Source organism: Thermoanaerobacter sp. RKWS2, from assembly GCF_026240795.1.
In the GTDB taxonomy this organism is placed as follows: Bacteria; Bacillota; Thermoanaerobacteria; order Thermoanaerobacterales; family Thermoanaerobacteraceae; genus Thermoanaerobacter; species Thermoanaerobacter ethanolicus.
This window is the reverse complement of the sequence record NZ_CP110888.1, coordinates 1,874,297-1,892,500: the sequence shown is the minus strand read 5'-3', so window position 1 is coordinate 1,892,500 and position 18,204 is coordinate 1,874,297. Positions and strand designations below refer to the sequence as shown.

General features: G+C 33.9%; 15 protein-coding genes, 1 other RNA gene and 2 pseudogenes. 15 read left to right on the top strand and 3 right to left on the bottom strand.

Features of this window, described 5'->3' with window-relative positions; genetic code table 11:
- The first annotated feature begins 116 nt into the window (after positions 1-116).
- From OEI98_RS10070 to ltrA, 5 genes and pseudogenes are all read left to right on the top strand, one after another.
- On the top strand, positions 117-1,217 hold the full coding sequence (locus OEI98_RS10070) for a glycosyltransferase (RefSeq protein ID WP_003868554.1): 1,101 nt from the start codon (positions 117-119) through the stop codon (positions 1,215-1,217).
- Positions 1,214-1,822, top strand: coding sequence for a glycerol-3-phosphate acyltransferase (locus tag OEI98_RS10065; RefSeq protein WP_003868555.1), 609 nt, complete (start codon positions 1,214-1,216; stop codon positions 1,820-1,822). The genes OEI98_RS10070 and OEI98_RS10065 overlap by 4 nt, the downstream gene beginning before the upstream one ends.
- Before the next feature lie 39 nt (positions 1,823-1,861).
- Entirely contained in the window at positions 1,862-2,227 is a 366-nt protein-coding gene (locus tag OEI98_RS10060; protein WP_003868556.1) for an HIRAN domain-containing protein, read from the top strand.
- A 13-nt stretch (positions 2,228-2,240) separates the two neighbouring features.
- Positions 2,241-3,572 (top strand): replication-associated recombination protein A, encoded by a 1,332-nt coding sequence (locus OEI98_RS10055; RefSeq protein ID WP_003870946.1) that lies wholly within the window; start codon positions 2,241-2,243, stop codon positions 3,570-3,572.
- Between the two features lie 694 nt (positions 3,573-4,266).
- Positions 4,267-5,677 (top strand): annotated as a pseudogene (ltrA, locus tag OEI98_RS10050) (group II intron reverse transcriptase/maturase).
- 81 nt (positions 5,678-5,758) lie between these two features.
- Here the strand turns inward: ltrA and pckA are convergent.
- Entirely contained in the window at positions 5,759-7,324 is a 1,566-nt protein-coding gene (gene pckA / locus OEI98_RS10045; protein WP_003870948.1) for a phosphoenolpyruvate carboxykinase (ATP), read from the bottom strand.
- 239 nt (positions 7,325-7,563) lie between these two features.
- Here pckA and OEI98_RS10040 point away from each other — a divergent pair, with 239 nt between their 5' ends.
- Positions 7,564-7,761: a YgiT-type zinc finger protein gene (locus tag OEI98_RS10040; protein ID WP_003868657.1), complete on the top strand. Its 198-nt coding sequence runs from the start codon at positions 7,564-7,566 to the stop codon at positions 7,759-7,761.
- Here OEI98_RS10040 and OEI98_RS10035 read toward each other — a convergent pair.
- A complete protein-coding gene (locus OEI98_RS10035) occupies positions 7,750-8,214 on the bottom strand; it encodes an NUDIX hydrolase (RefSeq protein ID WP_004400102.1) in 465 nt (154 codons plus the stop codon). The genes OEI98_RS10040 and OEI98_RS10035 overlap by 12 nt on opposite strands.
- A gap of 87 nt (positions 8,215-8,301) precedes the next feature.
- Between OEI98_RS10035 and OEI98_RS10030 the strand changes: the two genes are divergently transcribed.
- Positions 8,302-9,159, top strand: coding sequence for an RluA family pseudouridine synthase (locus OEI98_RS10030; RefSeq protein ID WP_003870765.1), 858 nt, complete (start codon positions 8,302-8,304; stop codon positions 9,157-9,159).
- Here OEI98_RS10030 and OEI98_RS10025 read toward each other — a convergent pair.
- Positions 9,151-10,045, bottom strand: a pseudogene (locus tag OEI98_RS10025) (radical SAM protein). The gene OEI98_RS10030 and the pseudogene OEI98_RS10025 overlap by 9 nt on opposite strands.
- 126 nt (positions 10,046-10,171) lie before the next feature.
- Between OEI98_RS10025 and ssrS the strand changes: the two are divergent.
- From ssrS to OEI98_RS09985, 8 genes are all read left to right on the top strand, one after another.
- Positions 10,172-10,349, top strand: a non-coding RNA gene (gene ssrS / locus OEI98_RS10020) — 6S RNA.
- A 585-nt stretch (positions 10,350-10,934) separates the two neighbouring features.
- Entirely contained in the window at positions 10,935-12,674 is a 1,740-nt protein-coding gene (locus OEI98_RS10015) for a sigma-54 interaction domain-containing protein (protein WP_003870767.1), read from the top strand.
- Positions 12,675-12,869: 195 nt separating this feature from the next.
- The gene (locus tag OEI98_RS10010; RefSeq protein WP_003870768.1) at positions 12,870-14,072 is read left to right on the top strand and encodes a transaldolase family protein; all 1,203 of its coding nucleotides are present in this window, start codon (positions 12,870-12,872) and stop codon (positions 14,070-14,072) included.
- A gap of 31 nt (positions 14,073-14,103) precedes the next feature.
- Positions 14,104-14,949 (top strand): transketolase, encoded by an 846-nt coding sequence (locus tag OEI98_RS10005; protein ID WP_266037621.1) that lies wholly within the window; start codon positions 14,104-14,106, stop codon positions 14,947-14,949.
- Positions 14,942-15,889 carry a transketolase family protein gene (locus OEI98_RS10000; protein ID WP_004400106.1) on the top strand — a complete coding sequence of 316 codons (948 nt, stop codon included), beginning with the start codon at positions 14,942-14,944 and terminating at the stop codon, positions 15,887-15,889. The genes OEI98_RS10005 and OEI98_RS10000 overlap by 8 nt, the downstream gene beginning before the upstream one ends.
- A 10-nt stretch (positions 15,890-15,899) precedes the next feature.
- Positions 15,900-16,361 carry a ribose 5-phosphate isomerase B gene (gene rpiB / locus OEI98_RS09995; RefSeq protein WP_266037618.1) on the top strand — a complete coding sequence of 154 codons (462 nt, stop codon included), beginning with the start codon at positions 15,900-15,902 and terminating at the stop codon, positions 16,359-16,361.
- Positions 16,362-16,375: 14 nt separating this feature from the next.
- Positions 16,376-17,050, top strand: coding sequence for an HAD family hydrolase (locus OEI98_RS09990; RefSeq protein WP_003870772.1), 675 nt, complete (start codon positions 16,376-16,378; stop codon positions 17,048-17,050).
- Between the two features lie 133 nt (positions 17,051-17,183).
- Positions 17,184-18,194: a PHP domain-containing protein gene (locus OEI98_RS09985; protein ID WP_003870773.1), complete on the top strand. Its 1,011-nt coding sequence runs from the start codon at positions 17,184-17,186 to the stop codon at positions 18,192-18,194.
- The last annotated feature ends 10 nt before the right edge of the window (positions 18,195-18,204 follow it).

Below are 18,204 nucleotides of genomic sequence, written 5' to 3'. Positions count from 1 at the left end.
GTATAAGAAGTATTTATTCATTTATTAGAAGGAGATGAAAAGTATTGGAAGTAGATGAAAAGACTAAAAAAGTGTTTTTAAAAAATTCCTAAAATTAAAATAAAAGAGGGTCTTGTATGACTGTTTTGATTTTATCAATTATAGGAGTTATTAGTGGTTTTATATTATTTTCACGAGTTATTATTAAAAATGGTGTTCAACATTATACTGGTAATGTAAGGGTTTCTGTAATTATTCCTGCTAGAAATGAAGAAAAAAATTTACCATATCTTCTCGATAGTCTACAAAAACAAACTTATAAGCCTTATGAAATAATTGTAGTTGATGATTTTTCTGAGGATTCTACAAGCGAAATAGCTAAAACTTTTGGAGCTAAAGTGATAAAAAATAGGGAATTACCCAAAGGATGGACAGGGAAAAATTGGGCTTTGTGGAATGGCTTTTTGGAGTCTAGTGGAGATGTACTTATTTTCCTTGATGCAGATGTGAGACTATCTCCTTTTGCAGTAGAGTCTCTTCTTAAGGAACAGGTGAAAGTTGGGGGAGCAATATCTGTAATTCCTTATCATTACACAGATAAGTTTTATGAAAGGCTTGCTCTTATAACTAATATTTTAGGGATATTTGCTTTTACTTCTCCTTTTGAAAGAAAAAGTCCAAAAGGCTTATATGGATCATGTATAGTAGTGGATAGGGAGAATTATGAGAAAGTTAAAGGGCACTATAGTGTAAAGGGAGAGCTATTAGATGACCTTAATTTAGGTAAAAAGTTCTCAGATGCCAAAATTAACATTAAAAATTTTATTGGATATGACCTTGTCTCTTTTAGGATGTACCCTTATGGTATTATGAGCGAAATACAGGGATTTAGCAAAGGAGCAATTTTGAGTGCAAATACTTTAAGTTTTGGAACGATTTTCTTGATAGTTTTATGGCTTTTAGGACTTGTATTAGTGGGATTTATAACTCCTTTTTTGGTTTTTTCTCATTCGCCTATTGCTATTTTTTACGAAATTGGCTATCTTTTTTATACTCTGCAAATACTATATTTTACAAAGTATACAGGAAGATTTGGTATATTTATTCCTATTTTTCATTTTATTTCGACAGCCTTTTTTATACTAGTAACTTTACATTCCTTTTATCAGGTGGCATTTAAGAAAAAAGTTTTATGGAAGGGTAGGGAAATAAGTGTAGAAAGAAGGAATAATGTATGATTATTCTGCTCAGTATATTGGAGTTTGGCTGTGGTTCATTGATGTTTTCATATTGGATGGGGCTTATGCTGGGAAAAAGATTAGAAGAAGTGAGGGATGGAAATCCCGGAGCTTTCAACTTAGGTCATGCAGCAGGCTTTAAAATGGGAGTCGTTGGCGCTACTTTTGATTTTATGAAGGGCTATTTTCCGCTGGTGTATTTTCTTGAAAAAGGGTATGTTACAGGAAATGCTATTGCAATTGTGGCAATAGCTCCTATTTTAGGCCACGCTTTTTCACCCTTTTTAAAATTTAAAGGGGGCAAAGCATTAGCCACTACTTTTGGAGTGTGGAGTGCCATTACTCGTTTTAAAGCTTCTTTGACCTATGCTGTCATTTTAGGTATTTTAAAATTAGGTGAGAGGCGGTATAATAGAGGAAAGCCTTCTATACCTGAAATAGATGCTGTATTAGACCTTGTAGGTTTTGGTATTCTAGGTGGGCTGTTGTTTTTGAGTAGTGTTGAAAGTTATTTACTTTTACTGTGGATGCTCAACTTTGCTGTGCTTTTATATAAAAGAAAGAATGATATGAATATTGTTTTAAAGGCCAAAATGGTAAAATAAAATATAATTTTAATTAAAATCAAGTTGGGAGTGTATGAGGTGAAATCTATTTATATTGCAATAACTGGATGTCAATATTATTACGGCACAAAAGTTTTGAAACCAGGCACGATTGTAAGATTAGAAAAGGATTTGTACAATGACTATGATGATGAAGCAATATCTGTTACCCTTGCCCCATTAGGACAAGTAGGATATGTAGCTAATAGTGTTGGAACTGTTCCAAGAGGTTGTTATAGTGCAGGGCGAATTTACGATAGATTTGGGAGTCATGCCTTTGCTGTGGTAAAATTTGTGACAAAGGACCTTGCTATTGCAGAATTTTTAGAAGAGGACTTTGTAAAAGTTACTATAAAGTTCCGACTAAAAGAAAAAAGAAAGAAAAAGTACAAAAATAAAACTTAGATGGTGAGAAAATATGGAATACAAACAAGCATCTATATTTGATAATGAAGTGAAAAAAAATAAACCTTTGGCCGACAGGATGAGACCCAAAACTTTAGATGAGTTTGTAGGTCAAGAACATCTTTTAGGTAAAGGGAAATTACTTAGGGAATTGATTGAAAAGGACAATATTACTTCAATGATTTTGTGGGGGCCGCCAGGGGTAGGTAAAACTACCCTTGCTATGATTATAGCCAATATGACAAATTCTAAATTTATCACCTTTAGTGCTGTTTTATCAGGAATCAAAGAGATAAAGGAGATAATGGCAAAAGCTGAATTGGATGCTATGTATGGAACTAGAACTGTTGTATTTATTGATGAAATTCATCGCTTTAATAAAGCTCAGCAGGATGCTTTTTTGCCTCATGTGGAAAAAGGAAACATAATATTAATTGGTGCAACTACAGAAAATCCTTCTTTTGAGGTAAATTCAGCGCTTTTGTCTCGTTCTAAAGTTTTTGTCATGAAACCTCTTACAGAAGAAGATTTACTTGTACTACTTAAAAGAGCTTTAAGGGATAAAGAAAGAGGTCTTGGAATGTATGATATAGAAATTAGCGGAGATCAGCTTAAGAAGATTGCACTTTTTGCAAATGGAGATGCGAGAGTTGCTTTAAATACATTGGAGATTGCAGTTATGGCAGCAGAGGTAATTGAAGGGAAAAGAATTGTTACAGATGATATATTAGCAGATGCAATGCAAAAAAAGACTTTACTGTATGATAAAGAGGGAGAGGAGCACTATAATTTAATATCAGCTTTTCACAAATCTTTAAGAAATAGCGATTGGGATGCGGCAGTGTATTGGCTTGCAAGGATGTTAGAAGCGGGAGAAGACCCTCTCTATGTCGCAAGAAGGATGATACGCTTTGCCTCTGAAGATATTGGGCTTGCAGATCCTCAAGCTCTTGAAATGGCTGTTGCAGCATATAATGCTTGCCATTATATTGGAATGCCTGAATGTAGTGTAAATCTGGCACAGGTGGCAATATATTTAGCGTTAGCTCCTAAATCTAATGCGGTATACGTGGCATATAATAAAGCTAAAAAAGATGCAGAAGAGACAATTGCTGAAAGTGTGCCTATGCATTTAAGAAATGCTCCTACAAAGCTTATGAAAGAATTAGGATATGGCAAAGGGTATAAGTATGCACACGACTTTGAAGAGAAAGTAACAGATATGCAATGTCTACCGGATAATCTTAAAGACAGGAAATACTATGTACCGACGGATTCTGGTTTTGAGAAGGACATACAAAAGAGATTAGAGCAAATCACCAACTTAAAAAAGAAAGGAAAATAATTTTGAGCTGTTTAATAAAAAGGGGCAGTTGCCCCTTTTTATTAAACAGCGTTTTTAGGTTCTTCCCATATGATGATGCCAGGTACAAATAACAAAATTATCAAAATGATGATTATAATCCAAATCCATTGGTTTTCATGGTGTTTGTGTTTGTCAGACATAAACTTACCTCCTTTTTTAGGTTGACTTCTACTTTATAATATGAAAGATATATTATAATGGCTACAAATTATAAAAGTCTCCTAGCAGTACGCACTGCAAGGAGACTTTATGCGTGCGCCCGGCATGGGCGATAACTAGGCGGTGAAAGTCCGCTGTGGGCTTGGTAGTGGGAACCACTAGCCAAGAGCAAGGGTGTCCATCGTGAGGTGGAATCTGAAGGAAGCTTAAGGCAAAATCTCGGTCTGATGAACAAGAACCAGATAAGAGGCTGAATTGGGATGGATGAGTTTGCGTAACAAAACGAAGTCCAACACTACCCGAATCCCATACAGTAAATCTGGCAGATATATGAGATGAAAGTTATCGTTCTTACCCGGGGAGGTCTCAAGGATAAGTCATGGGAGTAAAATCTGAAGTGACAACCCATGCAGTGATGTATGGCTGAACCTTGAGAAGTCAGCAGAGGTCATAGTACTTATCTAGACATGAATAGATAAGGAAGGACCGAACGTTAGGAGGTTTTGGAAATCTTATGGACTCGAAAGATATGCAGAGACTGCAGACAACTCAACAAAGAGGCTATCCGTTGAATAGAGAAATGGAATTTCAAAAGACAACGGAAGTGCATAGTATATCATCGGCGTCGGAAGAGGGAAGAAACGAGGTACAAAGATATACCGGCAAGATGCTTGAAATGATAGTAGAACGAGGGAACATGGAAGCAGCATACAAGCGTTGTTGCAAATAAAGGAAGCCATGGAGTCGATGGGATGGGAGTAGATGAACTTCTACCGTATCTCAAAGAAAACTGGGCAACCATAAAACAACAACTGCTGGAGGGGAAATACAAACCACAACCAGTGCGAAGAGTAGAAATTCCCAAACCTGATGGAGGAAAAAGACTACTAGGAATACCTACAGTACTAGACAGACTAATACAACAAGCAATAGCCCAAATACTAAATAAAGTCTACAACCATACATTTTCTGATAGCAGTTATGGATTCAGACCAGGACGCAGTGCAAAAGACGCAATAAAAGCCGCAGAAGCATACATAAATGAAGGATACACATGGGTTGTAGATATGGACTTAGAAAAGTTCTTTGACAGAGTAAACCACGACATAATAATGTCCAAACTAGAAAAGCGGATAGGAGATAAAAGGGTACTAAAGTTAATACGAAGATACCTAGAATCAGGAGTAATGATAAACGGAATCAAAGTATCAACAGAAGAAGGGACACCCCAAGGAGGGCCATTAAGTCCCCTATTAGCAAACATAATGTTGGACGAACTAGACAAAGAACTTGAGAAACGAGGGCATAAATTCTGCCGATATGCAGATGACTGCAACATATATGTAAGAAGCAGGTCTGCAGGAAACAGAGTAATGAAGAGCATAAAGAAATTCATAGAAAGCAAATTAAAACTAAAAGTCAACGAAGCAAAAAGTGCTGTAGATAGACCATGGAGAAGAAAATTTCTTGGATTTTCATTCTATACAAAAGAAAACGAAGTAAGAATAAGAATCCATGAAAAATCCATCAAAAGGTTTAAGGAAAAAGTAAGAGAAATAACCAATCGGAACAAGGGAATAAGCATGGAAAACAGAATAAAAAGACTAAATCAAATAACAACAGGATGGGTCAACTATTTTGGATTAGCAGACGCGAAAAGCATAATGAAAACCCTTGACGAATGGATAAGGCGAAGACTAAGGGCATGTATATGGAAACAATGGAAGAAGATAAAAACGAAGCATGATAACTTAGTAAAACTAGGAGTAGAAGAACAAAAAGCCTGGGAATACGCCAATACAAGGAAAGGCTACTGGAGAATATCCAATAGCCCAATCCTAAATAAGACTCTTACAAATAAATACTTTGAAAGCATAGGTTATAAGAGTTTATCCCAAAGATATCTAATTGTACACAATTCCTAATGAACCGCCGTATACCGAACGGTACGTACGGTGGTGTGAGAGGACGCTGAATAAAATAATTATTCAGCTCCTACTCGATTTTTAAACATTTGGGCCTGATTTTTTAATTTCTTCAGTTACATCTTTGTATTTTTTAAAGTTTTCTGCAAATCTAAGTGCTAAATTTTTTGCTGCTTTTTCATATGCTTCTTTGTCAGTCCATGTATTTTTTGGATTCAAAATTTCTGAAGGTACTCCTGGACAGGAAGTTGGTATATTTAAATTAAATATGGGGTCTTTTACAAATTCTACGTCATCCAGTGAACCATTTAATGCAGCTGTCACCATAGCTCTTGTATAAGCCAAGTTGATGCGGTTTCCAATCCCATAAGGTCCACCAGACCATCCAGTGTTTACCAAATAAACTTTTGCATTGTGTTTTTCAATTTTTTCTCCTAACATTTTTGCATAAATCATTGGTTTTAAAGGTAAAAAGGGTGCTCCAAAACAAGTAGAAAAAGTAGCTTGTGGCTCTGTGATACCTCTCTCTGTGCCCGCTAATTTGCTGGTGTAACCGGATAAAAAATAATACATAGCTTGCTCTTTTGTAAGTTTAGCAATCGGTGGCAAAACCCCAAAAGCGTCTGCTGTTAAAAATATAATTGCTTTTGGATGCCCTCCCATTCCACTCGGGATGGCACCAGGTATAAAGTCAATAGAATAGGCTGCCCTTGTGTTTTCTGTAATTTTATCACTGCTATAGTCGAGCTCTCTTGTATTTTCATCATATACAACGTTTTCAAGTACGGTGCCAAACTTTATAGCATTCCAAATTTGAGGCTCTTTTTCTTTTGAAAGATTTATGCATTTAGCATAACATCCTCCTTCAAAGTTGAAAATGCCTTTGTCTGACCATCCGTGTTCATCGTCTCCAATTAAAAACCTCTGAGGGTCTGCAGAGAGGGTAGTTTTTCCCGTTCCTGACAAGCCGAAAAAGAGGGCGGTATCTCCATCTTTGCCAATATTGGCAGAGCAATGCATTGATAACACGCCTCGTTTTGGCATTAGATAGTTCATGAGGGTAAAGATTGACTTTTTGATTTCCCCTCCATACTGAGAGCCACCGATTATAATTAGTTTTTTAGTGAAACTTAATATAATAAAAGCTTCAGAATTTACATTGTCTAATTCAGGTATAGAGTTGAACTTTGGTGCAGCAATTAGCGTGTATTCGGGGATGTGATTTCTAAGTTCTTCTTCATTAGGGCGAATGAACAATTGGCGTGCCAGTAAACTCTGATACGCATATTCTGTTATAACTCTTATAGGAATTCTATATTGAAGGTCAGCACCTACAAAACCGTCAAATATAAAAATGTCTCGATTTTGTAAATAAGCAGTTAAACGGTTGTACAACCTTTCAAATTTATCCATAGAAATAGCTTTATTATTTTCCCACCATATATCTTCATGAACTTCTGGTTCATCCACAATAAATTTATCATTTGGAGAACGACCTGTGTATTTACCGGTATAAACATTAAAAGCACCATTATTTGCAAGTACTCCTTCTCCTCTTTTTATAGCTTCTTCAACTAATTTAGGGACGGGAAAATTACGGTAAACGTTTTTAACATTGATTATATTTAATTTTTCAAGACCGTACATTTAATATGCCTCCTTTTAATTTTATAAAAGCTAATTTGCATTTTAATGTGTTTAAAATTGCAAAAATATCTTATAAAGTTTAAAATTAACATTTACAATAAAATTCTAACATTATTCAAATATTTTTTCAAGTGGTACAAAATTTTTGGCTAAAATTTAAGGGATTTATGTCGAAATTTATGATATAATAGAAAAAAGTCCTTATCAACTTGAAATCGACGTGACAAGGAGTGAAACTAATGGAAAAGTGCTTTTGTGGTGGCAAAATAGAGATACAAAATGTAGAATATAAGTTGGTAAGGGGGAAAAGGACTATAATAATTAAAGATGTGCCGGCATATGTTTGTCAAAAATGTGGTGCAGTCTATTATGATACAGAAGTGCTTGATGAGGCTTTTAAAAATAAAGATAAGTACGAATATATTTCAACAAAATAGCTTATAATTAAAATTGCCAAAAGGATAAAAGGGGTCAAGGGACAATTTATTATAAGTGTGTGTCAATACCTTTTTAATTAAATAGCGAGAAAGATAGACTACATTTTCATCATTTATGACTTTATCTATGTTAAAAAAAGCTGCGGCGTCATTTTCTATTCCGTCAGAAGTAGGAGTTCCTGAAACATAATCTAACAAAAAAACAATGTATATTTCCGAATTGCCATCGGGAAGTATTATACTTCTTATAGAAATGATATTTTTTACACGGGTTTCTATTGAAGTTTCTTCTTTTATTTCTCTTAAAACTGCATCGTCTATATTTTCACCGGTCTCCACATGGCCGCTGGGTATTATCCATTTGCCTTTAAATTGGCCGTAAGTATGCCTTACCAATAAAACTTTATTATCTTTTATGACAATACCGCCTACTCCTACAATTATTTGTTTCATAAAATCACCAACCGCTGTATTTTATTTATAAATTGATTATACCACATAAATTTTTTGCATTAAAATAAATTAGAAAATGGTGGGAAAATGAGATTAATCGTTGGAGAAAATGAAAAAGGCGTTATATTAGAAAATTTTTTGAGGAACAAAGGTTTTTCTAAAAGACTTATTAGAATTTATAAGTGGCAAGGAGAAATATTAGTAAATGGCGTAAAAGAAAATGTACAAAGAATTTTACAACCAGGGGATGTGATTGATTTAATCCTTCCCGAGGTAGATTCTGATATTGCCCCGGAAAAAATGGGTTTGGATATATATTATGAGGACGAGGATGTTTTAATAGTTGATAAACCAGCTGGAGTAGTTGTGCATCCAACAAAAAGATATCAAAGTGGTACTCTTGCAAATGGGGTAGCGTGGTATTTTAAAGATAAAGGAATAAAGGCTTTGATTCGACCTGTTAATCGCTTAGATAAGGGTACGTCGGGTCTGGTTGTATTTGCCAAACGTCCTTTTATGCAGTATTATCTTCAAATTGTAAAGCCTATGAGTAAACTTTATTTTGCAGTAGTAGAAGGAAAAATGGAAGGGGAAGGTCGAATTGACCTTCCTATATCGAGAAAACCACAAAGTGGCATTGAAAGAATGGTATCCGAGGAAGGAGATAGAGCTATAACCAATTACAAAGTGATAAAAAGCAGTGAAAGGTTTTCTCTTTTAAAGGTAAAAATTGAAACAGGAAGAACTCATCAAATAAGAGTACATTTGAGCCATATTGGACATCCTATTGTAGGAGATACATTGTACGGCTCTTCTGATGATTATATTAAAAGGCAAGCATTGCATGCTTACAGGCTTACTTTTGTACACCCTTTAGAAGAAAAAAGCATTTCTGTTTATTCGCCTTTGCCACAAGATATACAACATTTACTAAAATTATTCTAATCCTTCTAAATCAAAATCAGGGATGAAATCTTCACTGGCGCTTTCTATTTCTTGAATTAAGCCATTTTCAAGGCCTATCTCAAAGAAAAAATCTATAGCTTCATCATATTCTTGAGGAGTGATTTTTCTATTTATTTCTGGATACTTTTGAGCTTGATAATAAGGGGTATATTGACTCATTAAGCTTACATATATTTCTTTTGGGAGGTTTTCTTTAATCCACAAAAGAATTTTTTAGTGTCCTCTACAAATCCCGGCATTATGAGATGTCTTATCACTAAACCTCTTTTTAATATTCCTTCTTCGTCAAATTGAGGTATTCCAACCTGCCTATACATTTCTAATATGGCTTTTGTTGCGTGTTCAAAATAATTAGGAGCTTTGGAATATTTTTTTGCAAGAGCGTCATTGTAATATTTGAGGTCGGGGAGATATATGTCAATTAATCCCTCCAACATTTTTAAAGTTTCTACATTTTCATAGGCGTTTGTATTATATACTATAGGTATTTGAAGCCCTTGCCTTTTTGCTAATAAAATCGCCTCTTTTATTGAGAAGACATGGATTGTAGGAGTAACAAGGTTTATGTTATGGGCACCTTGCTTTTGTAAATTTAAAAATACTTGTGCTAATTCTTCTACTGTTAGAAATTTACCAAATTGGTATTGACTTATTTCGTAATTTTGACAAAAGACACACTTTAGGTTACAACCACTGAAAAAACTGTTCCAGAGCCTCTTGTTCCACTTATAAAAGGCTCTTCCCAATGATGCAAATAGGCTTTTGATACTTTTACCTGCCAAGGCATGTTACAAAGTCCTTTTGATTTTGACCTGTCTACATTGCAGTTTCTTGGACATATATTGCATTTTATTGCTGGTTCCATAGAAATTCCCTCCACTCAATATTATATCATTCTTTATTTTTTTGTATAAAGCTTGTATTTTCTATATTTTACACTTGCAATTTAGTAAGATTTGTCGTAAACTATAATTGTAAACGAAAAACCAAATGAATCCTGTGAAGTTTGTATTAGGCTAATTTGTTTTCAACCAACGTACCTTTTTCGGGAATCCGGGTTCATCAGTGGAAGAAATGCCTGCTAAGACAGGACTTCAGAAGCTGATGACAGGGTACCCACCTGCGAGAGCGGGTATGAAAACATAGCCTTACGGCTTCGTGGGACAAAAATTAAAAGTCCTTCTGGAAGGAAGGGCTTTTAATTTTTGTTATTATGGTATATAATAAAAAGTGAATACGCTTAATAAAAAGGATAAAAACAAAATATATTTGTTTTATATTGAAAGCCAATTATTTGTAAGCGAGTATTGATTTTGAAACCGTTTTACGATATTTTGATTTACTATAGAAAAACTTGTTCTACATTCTTACCGTCTCAAGTGTGCATCTGTAATTTCCTCTACAAGGATTTATGTATGGAATATTCGGTGCTGTTACTGTAACTTTCCTAAGAACTATTTGACACTCTTCTGAAGGATAATACTTCACTAACGATAAGAGGTGTTCCATTACATTACATAATTTGTAAATATTTTTCTTAATTATAATATTACTTTCTTTGTTCGCTTTTTAAAAGTTTCTCTGTTAAGAAAAAATGAATGCAATAGGATAATAAAAAACTCTTACTTTATAATAGGTTATAAATGACAAATACCTAAAGAATTAAAACATAAAATCATGAAGAGAAAAATATTTATTAAATAAGAATATCTTTATTGTTTTACAAATTAGAATTACAAAAGGTGTGATTGTGTATGAAGGAAAAGATTACACGATTTATTAACAGAAAAATAATGCTGATTGAAGAAAGAGAGTTAGATAAAAACATAAATGTTGATTTCAAAAAATATAATTATATAATTACCTTAAATAATGAAAATAATGATCACTTACCCAAAAGAATAATTCCAATATTGGAAAATGGCGAGATAGCTGAGGGCCAGGCTATAATGTCATTTTCGATAATTAAGGAAAATGAAAATATTGATTTCGAAACTTATAACGGAGAAGTTTTTCTGGTGATTGGTAATTACAATGAAATAAAGGGTGTTGTTGGATATAGAGAGATAATCTTTTTCTTATTAGAAAATTTGAAATCTCTTAAAGCTGAATTTGACCTTGTTAAAACTGATCTTGATGCCTTTATGGCTTGTTCAGATGATTTGGCCTGCATTACAGACGGATCCGGTTTAAAAGTGAGAATTAGCTCTTCTGCTGAGAAAATATATGGCTTAAAACCGGAAGATCTCATAGGTAAAAATGTGAGTGACCTCGAAAAAAATGGTATGTACTTTCCCTCGGCTACAAAGATTGCTATTGAAGAAAAAAAGAAAGTTACTGTAATTCAAAAAACAAAGACCGGCAGAAAATTATTAGTTACAGCTACACCATTTTTTGATAAAGATAATAACATTAAGAGAATTGTTAGTATATCAAAAGACATTACAGACGAAGAAAAACTAAAAGCTGAGTTAAAACAAACAAAAGAGTTACTTCAGAAATATGAAGAGGAATTATCTTCACTTAGAATTGCACATCTTAAGAATTCCGAGCTTATTTACAGAAGCAAACAAATGGAAAAATTAGTAGACTTAGTAAATAAAGTTGCACCTACAGAATCTACTATTCTTATTTATGGAGAAACAGGTGTAGGAAAGGAAGTTTTAGCAAAATACATTCATAATATCAGCAGAAGTGGTGGACCATTCATAAAAATAAACTGTGGAGCAATACCTGAGAATCTTTTAGAAGCAGAGCTGTTTGGTTATGAGAAAGGGGCATTTACAGGAGCGAAAAGCGAAGGTAAACCGGGGCTTATTGAAGTTGCAGATAAGGGAACTTTATTATTAGATGAGATTAGTGAACTGCCTTTATCGTTGCAAGTAAAATTGTTAAGAGTTTTACAGGAAAAAGAGTTTATTAGAGTAGGTGGTATAAAACCTATTAAAGTAGATGTGCGAATAATTGCTGCTTCAAATAAAGACTTAAAAGAATTGGTCAAAGAAGGAAAATTTAGACAAGATTTATACTATAGATTGAATGTGGTTCCTGTTACTATACCTCCATTAAGAGAGAGGGTTCAAGATATACCTATATTGGCTTATCATTTTCTTAATATGTATAATGAGAAATACGGTCATTCTAAACAACTAACTAATGAAGTAATGGAAGTATTTATGAAGTATCCCTGGCCAGGTAATGTTCGTGAATTAGAAAATGTTATAGAAAGAATTGTGATAATTTCTGAAAATGATCAGATAACAAAAAAAGATTTACCTGGGGAATTACTTAACCAAGAAGAAACAAATCACTCTTTTGGAGTGCATGTTTCCAGATTGATGCCATTAAAAGAGGCAAGTGCTCTTGTAGAGTATCAACTTATAAAACAAGCTATAGAAGAGTGTGGAAGCAGTTATAAGGCAGCGGAAGTATTAGGAGTAGATCAATCTACAATAATAAGAAAATTAAAGAAATACGAATCTATGCAATTATAAATTTTAATGCAATTTTGCAGTTATTAGAATGTTTAAATGCATAAAATCATTAATTAGACTTAAGATATTTGAGTGAATAATATTATAGGTTCTAGTTAAAATAAGACCTTTGCACTACACTGCAAGGTCTTATTTTTTTGGCATGAATATTGCTTAAATAAGAGATAGAGAAGTTGCTAATGGGAGGGTTACTAAATGGATAAAAACAAAAATTATAAACCTAGCTCCATGGAAAAGCTTAACTCATTGTCACCAGATATAGAATTATGGTGGGATTCAAATCCTTTAATTTATGAAAAATGGTGTAATGACTTTTTAAATTCAATAGAAGATAAAGACTTAAAGGATTTAATAAGCTTTCAGCTAAAAAAGCTGTGGGACCAAGAATCTGATCCAAAAGATTGGGTTTTTAAAGGAGTAACCACAAATCCCCCGCTTACAAAAGCGGTATTTGATAATTTGAAAGATGAATGGACAAAGATTATACAAGAAATTATAAAGGATAATCCTCGAATGGATTATACCCAAGTAACATGGGAAGCGTACAAAGAAGCGTGTAAACGCGGTGCAAGTCTTTACATGCCACTTTTTGAGAAATCAGGTTATAAATATGGTTATGTATCAGCACAGGTAGATCCAAGAATTTCAGTGGATACCAAGGAAATGGTAAGGCAAGCTCTTGAATTAAAAGTATTACAACCCAATATTATGGTCAAAATTCCGACAACTAAAGCAGGTGTTTTAGCAATATATATTCTTACAGCGCTAGGAATACCTACAAATGCTACTCTTTGTTATACTTTACCACAAATAATGGCAGTAGCCGAAGCCGTAAAACAAGGAAAAGCACTGGGAGAAAAATATGGAACCGATTATTCTAAGTGGCGTTCTGTGATTACAATCATGATAGGAAGATTTGAAGATGCAAAAATTTTTGAAGAACAAGCCAAAGAGAGAGGAATAGAACTAACCGAAGAAATGAAAAGGTGGGCAGGAATTGCTATAACAAAAAAAGCATGCAAGATATTGGCTAAGAGAGATTATCCGAGCAAAATGTTAGTAGCATCCAGCAGAGTTAGTCCTAAAGTAAATGGAACACAGTATATATGGCATATAGAAAAACTTGCAGGTTGTAATTTAGTATACACTATGAATCCTGAACTTATAAAAGCATTTATGATGCTGTATATGGACAGACCAATTGAAGATAAATGTGAAGAATCTGTTCCGGATGAGATAATGGAAAAACTACTAAGGGTTCCCTATTTTGCTGAAGGATATGGCGAAACTACAATACCACTTGAAGATTTTGAAAAACTTGAACCTACTATTACTACTTATACTCAATTTTCAAAAGCTGTGATAGACCTTGAAAATTATGTCAGAAGTTTATTTTAAAAAATAGAAATGATTGAAGGAGTTGATTCTTTTGAGCGTTACTTTTGAAGAAATTGATTCAATAAAACAGACTGCTGATTTGATAAGAAAAGATTGCATTTGGATGAGCACCCGAGCAGGAACAGGACACCTTGGACCAGCGCTTTCATTAGCAGAAATTTTAGCTACACTCTATAAAGGTGTATTAAGGATAGATCCTAGAAATCCAAAATGGCCTGATAGAGATAGATTAATACTCAGTAAAGGCCATGGATGTTTGGCACTTTATTCTATACTTTCACAAATGGGGTTTTTTGAAAGAAAATTATTAGGAGATTTTTGTACTAAATATGATACTATGCTTCCGGGTCACCCAGAAATTAAGCTTCCTGGTGTAGAAGCTAATACTGGTTCTTTAGGACATGGAATAGCTCTAGGAGTAGGAATGGCTTTAGCAGCCAGAATGGACAAAAAAGAATACAGAGTTTTTGTAATAACTGGAGATGGAGAATTACAGGAAGGAAGTAATTGGGAAGCGGCCATGACTGCTGCTTATTATGGACTAGATAATTTAATTGTAATAGTAGATAGAAATATGCTGCAATTGGGAGATTTTACAGAAAATATAACCCGGTTGGAACCTTTAGCTGAAAAATGGAAAAGTTTTGGATGGGGTGTAGAAGTAATAGATGGTCACGATATAGAAAAGTTACTTACAGCTTTTAATAAAATTCCATTTGTTAAAGGTCAGCCTTCTGTTATTATTGCTAATACTGTAAAAGGAAAGGGACTAAAAATTGCTGAAAATAAGGTTGATTGGCACTATAAAGTTCTTTCATATGAACAATATGAAGAATTAAAAAATGAAATGTCATTGGAGGAGCTTTATCATGAGTGAGTTAAAGAAGTCAACTAGAACATCATTTGCTGAGGCAATTGTTGAGGTGGGGGAGAAAAATCCAGATGTTGTAACTGTTGCAGCGGATTCAGCATCACGATATGGTGACTTTATAAAAAAATTTCCGGAAAGGAGCTTTAATGTTGGCATAGCAGAGCAGACTATGGTAAGTGTAGCTGCTGGAATGGCTCTTTGTGGGAAAATACCTGTTGTCACATCATATGCTAATTTTTTAGCATTTAGAGCAGCAGAACAAATAAGAGTAGATGTGGCAGGTAGTAAGTTAAATATTAAATTGATAGGAACAGATACAGGATTTTCATCAGCATGGTTGGGCTTTACTCATTTAGCACTAGAGGACATGGGAGTGATTAGAACAATTCCCGGAATAGTGATAATAGATCCGGCTGATGCAGCAGAAGCTTATGCAGCCACAAAAGCAATATTTGAATACAATGGCCCTGTCTACATGCGGCTTAGGGGTAGAAAAGAAGAACCGGTAATTTTTGATAAAAAGAAAGATTTTAAAATTGGAAAAGGAGAGGTTATAAAAGAAGGAAAAGATGCATTAATTATTGCTTGTGGCAATGCAGTATATGATAGTTTAAAAGCTTCTGAAATTTTGCAGTCAAGAGGTATAAGAGTAACTCTTGTAAATATGCCTACTATAAGACCATTAGACGAAGATTTGCTACTGGAGCTTACATCTTCAGTAGATAATATCATTACTGTTGAACATCACAATACAACGGGTGGACTAGGGAGTGCAGTGGCAGAATTCTTAACTGAAAAAAGACCACAAATTAGACAATTAAGGTTAGGAGTGAAAAATAGGTTTGGAACGGCAGGTTCAGAAGATATGTTGAAAAAAGGGTTTGGGCTAGATGGTGAGTCAATAGCTATAAGTATAGAGAATTTTCTTAAAAATAGAACTAAGTGAGGAGGAAAAAATGATGAAGATAATTTTGGGCAGTGATCATTTTGGTTTTGATTTAAAAGAGGTTATTAAAGAACATTTACAGTCTAAAGGAATTGTAGTAGTTGACATAGGTGTTTATGACAAAAATCCGGTGGATTATCCCGATATTGCTGTAGCACTTGCCGAAAGAGTTGCATCGGGAGAATTTGAAAGAGGAATTCTTATTTGCGGCACAGGGATAGGGATGGCTATTGTTGCCAATAAAGTGCCTGGAGTAAGAGCTGCCATATGCCATGATGTGTATTCTGCAGAAAGAGCACGTAAAAGTAATGATGCACAAATTATGACTATGGGTGGAGTCATAGTAGGACCAGAACTAGCTAAAAAACTTGTAGATGTGTGGCTTGAGTCAGAATTTCAAGGAGGACGTTCTTTACCAAAAGTGGAGAAAATTAAAATGATAGATGCAAAATATCGCAGCATGACTAAATAAAGGAGCGATTTACTTTGGATATTAAAGCAGTTATTTTTGATTTAGATGGAACCCTTATAGATTCAAAAAAGGATATTGTTATAGCTGCGAATAAGGCATTTAGTGAATTTAATCTTCCCACTTTATCTGAAAAAACACTAGCATCTTTCATTGGCAACGGTGCTGAAGCAGTTATAAAGTGTGGTTTGGGAGAAAAAAATATTCATATGTTTGATAGAGTATTCAGCAAATTTGAAAAAATTTATAGTGAATCTTGTACTAATTATACTTCTTTATTTCCAGGAGTAAAAGAAACTTTAAACTTCTTAAAAGAAAGAAAAATTAATATTGGAATTGCTACTCTTAAGTGTAGAACTCTAACAGAAAAAATTTTAAAACATTTTGAACTTGATAAATATTTTTCAGTTGTATTGTGCTTGGAAGATGTCGAAAATATAAAGCCTCATTCAGAAATAATAGAGAAGCTATTGAAAAAAATAAATAATATTTCAGAGGAAACTTTATACGTTGGGGATTCTGAAGTAGATGTTTTGTGTGGGAAAAATGCGGGAGTTTATACCTGTGCTGTGACATATGGAACAGGTGATTTACAGTCTATAGTTGCTCTGCAGCCGGATTTTATAATTACCAACTTAACAAAATTAATATTTTATTATCTTAAAAAACTACGAAAACAAATTATTAATTAACCATCCATGCTTAACAAAACACGACCAGGAATGAAAATAGATTTTTAAATCTATTTTCGTGCTAAATTAAAATAAATGATAAAATAAAAAGTAATACTATGAATTTTAAAAAATTAGAAAGGAGGCAAGGCTCTTGTATATATTATCTTTTACAGAAGGTTCAATAGCTCCAGGAATTGTGACTACTTCTCCAGTAAAGGCAAAGTATGATTGTGATTTGCACTGTCATACTACGCGCTCTGATGGAAATGATTCGCCGGAAGAATTGATTATTAATGCTGCTAAAAGTGGCCTTAAAGTTGTTGCAATTACAGACCATGACGTACCGCCTCCTCTTTATCTGGATACTTCTCAAGGTAGGATTAGCGTAAAGGAATTTGCACACCAGCATGGAGTAGAAATAGTATTAGGAATCGAATTTTCATGCGATACCTATGTAGATGATGTTCATATTTTAGGGTATCGCATGGATTGGGAAAATCCACTGTTAGCGGAAGTAGTAGAAAGGATGAGGAGAAGCAAAACAGAAGCATATAGAAAACTATGTGAAATACTTACTGCTAAGGGAATGCCAATTGACTATGAAAATGAGATATTAAAGTATATTGATGAAAATGGAAATATAAGATATAGAGATCCAGACGAAGTTGAAAGAAAACATATATTTGAATTAATGGCCAAAAAGGGATATGCACCATCATGGAAAGATGCGAAAATAATGGTTAGAGACGATCCTGAATTAAATGTAAGAAGGGAAAAAATAAGTCCATTTGATGCAATTGATTTAATAAAGTCATGTGGTGGAACGGCAGTACTAGCACATCCTTTTTTAATCGATGAAGTAATTCATTATCCCGATGGAAGAAATCTAACAAGAGAAGAATATATAGAAAGGCTTATAAACCATGGAATCGACGGTATGGAAGCGCGATATCTTTACAGCAAAACAAGCTATAAGGGAAATTTAAAAGATTTTGAAATTGAGGAGTATATTAGAACAAAATATTCTACAAAAGTAAAATTCTTTAGTGGGGGTTCAGATTATCATGCTGATCATAAAAAAGGAGTATCTAACCCAAGACATCTAGGTGAAGCAGGAGTTACATTACAGGAATTTAATTTCATAAAAGAATATCTAATATAAAGGAGCTGAT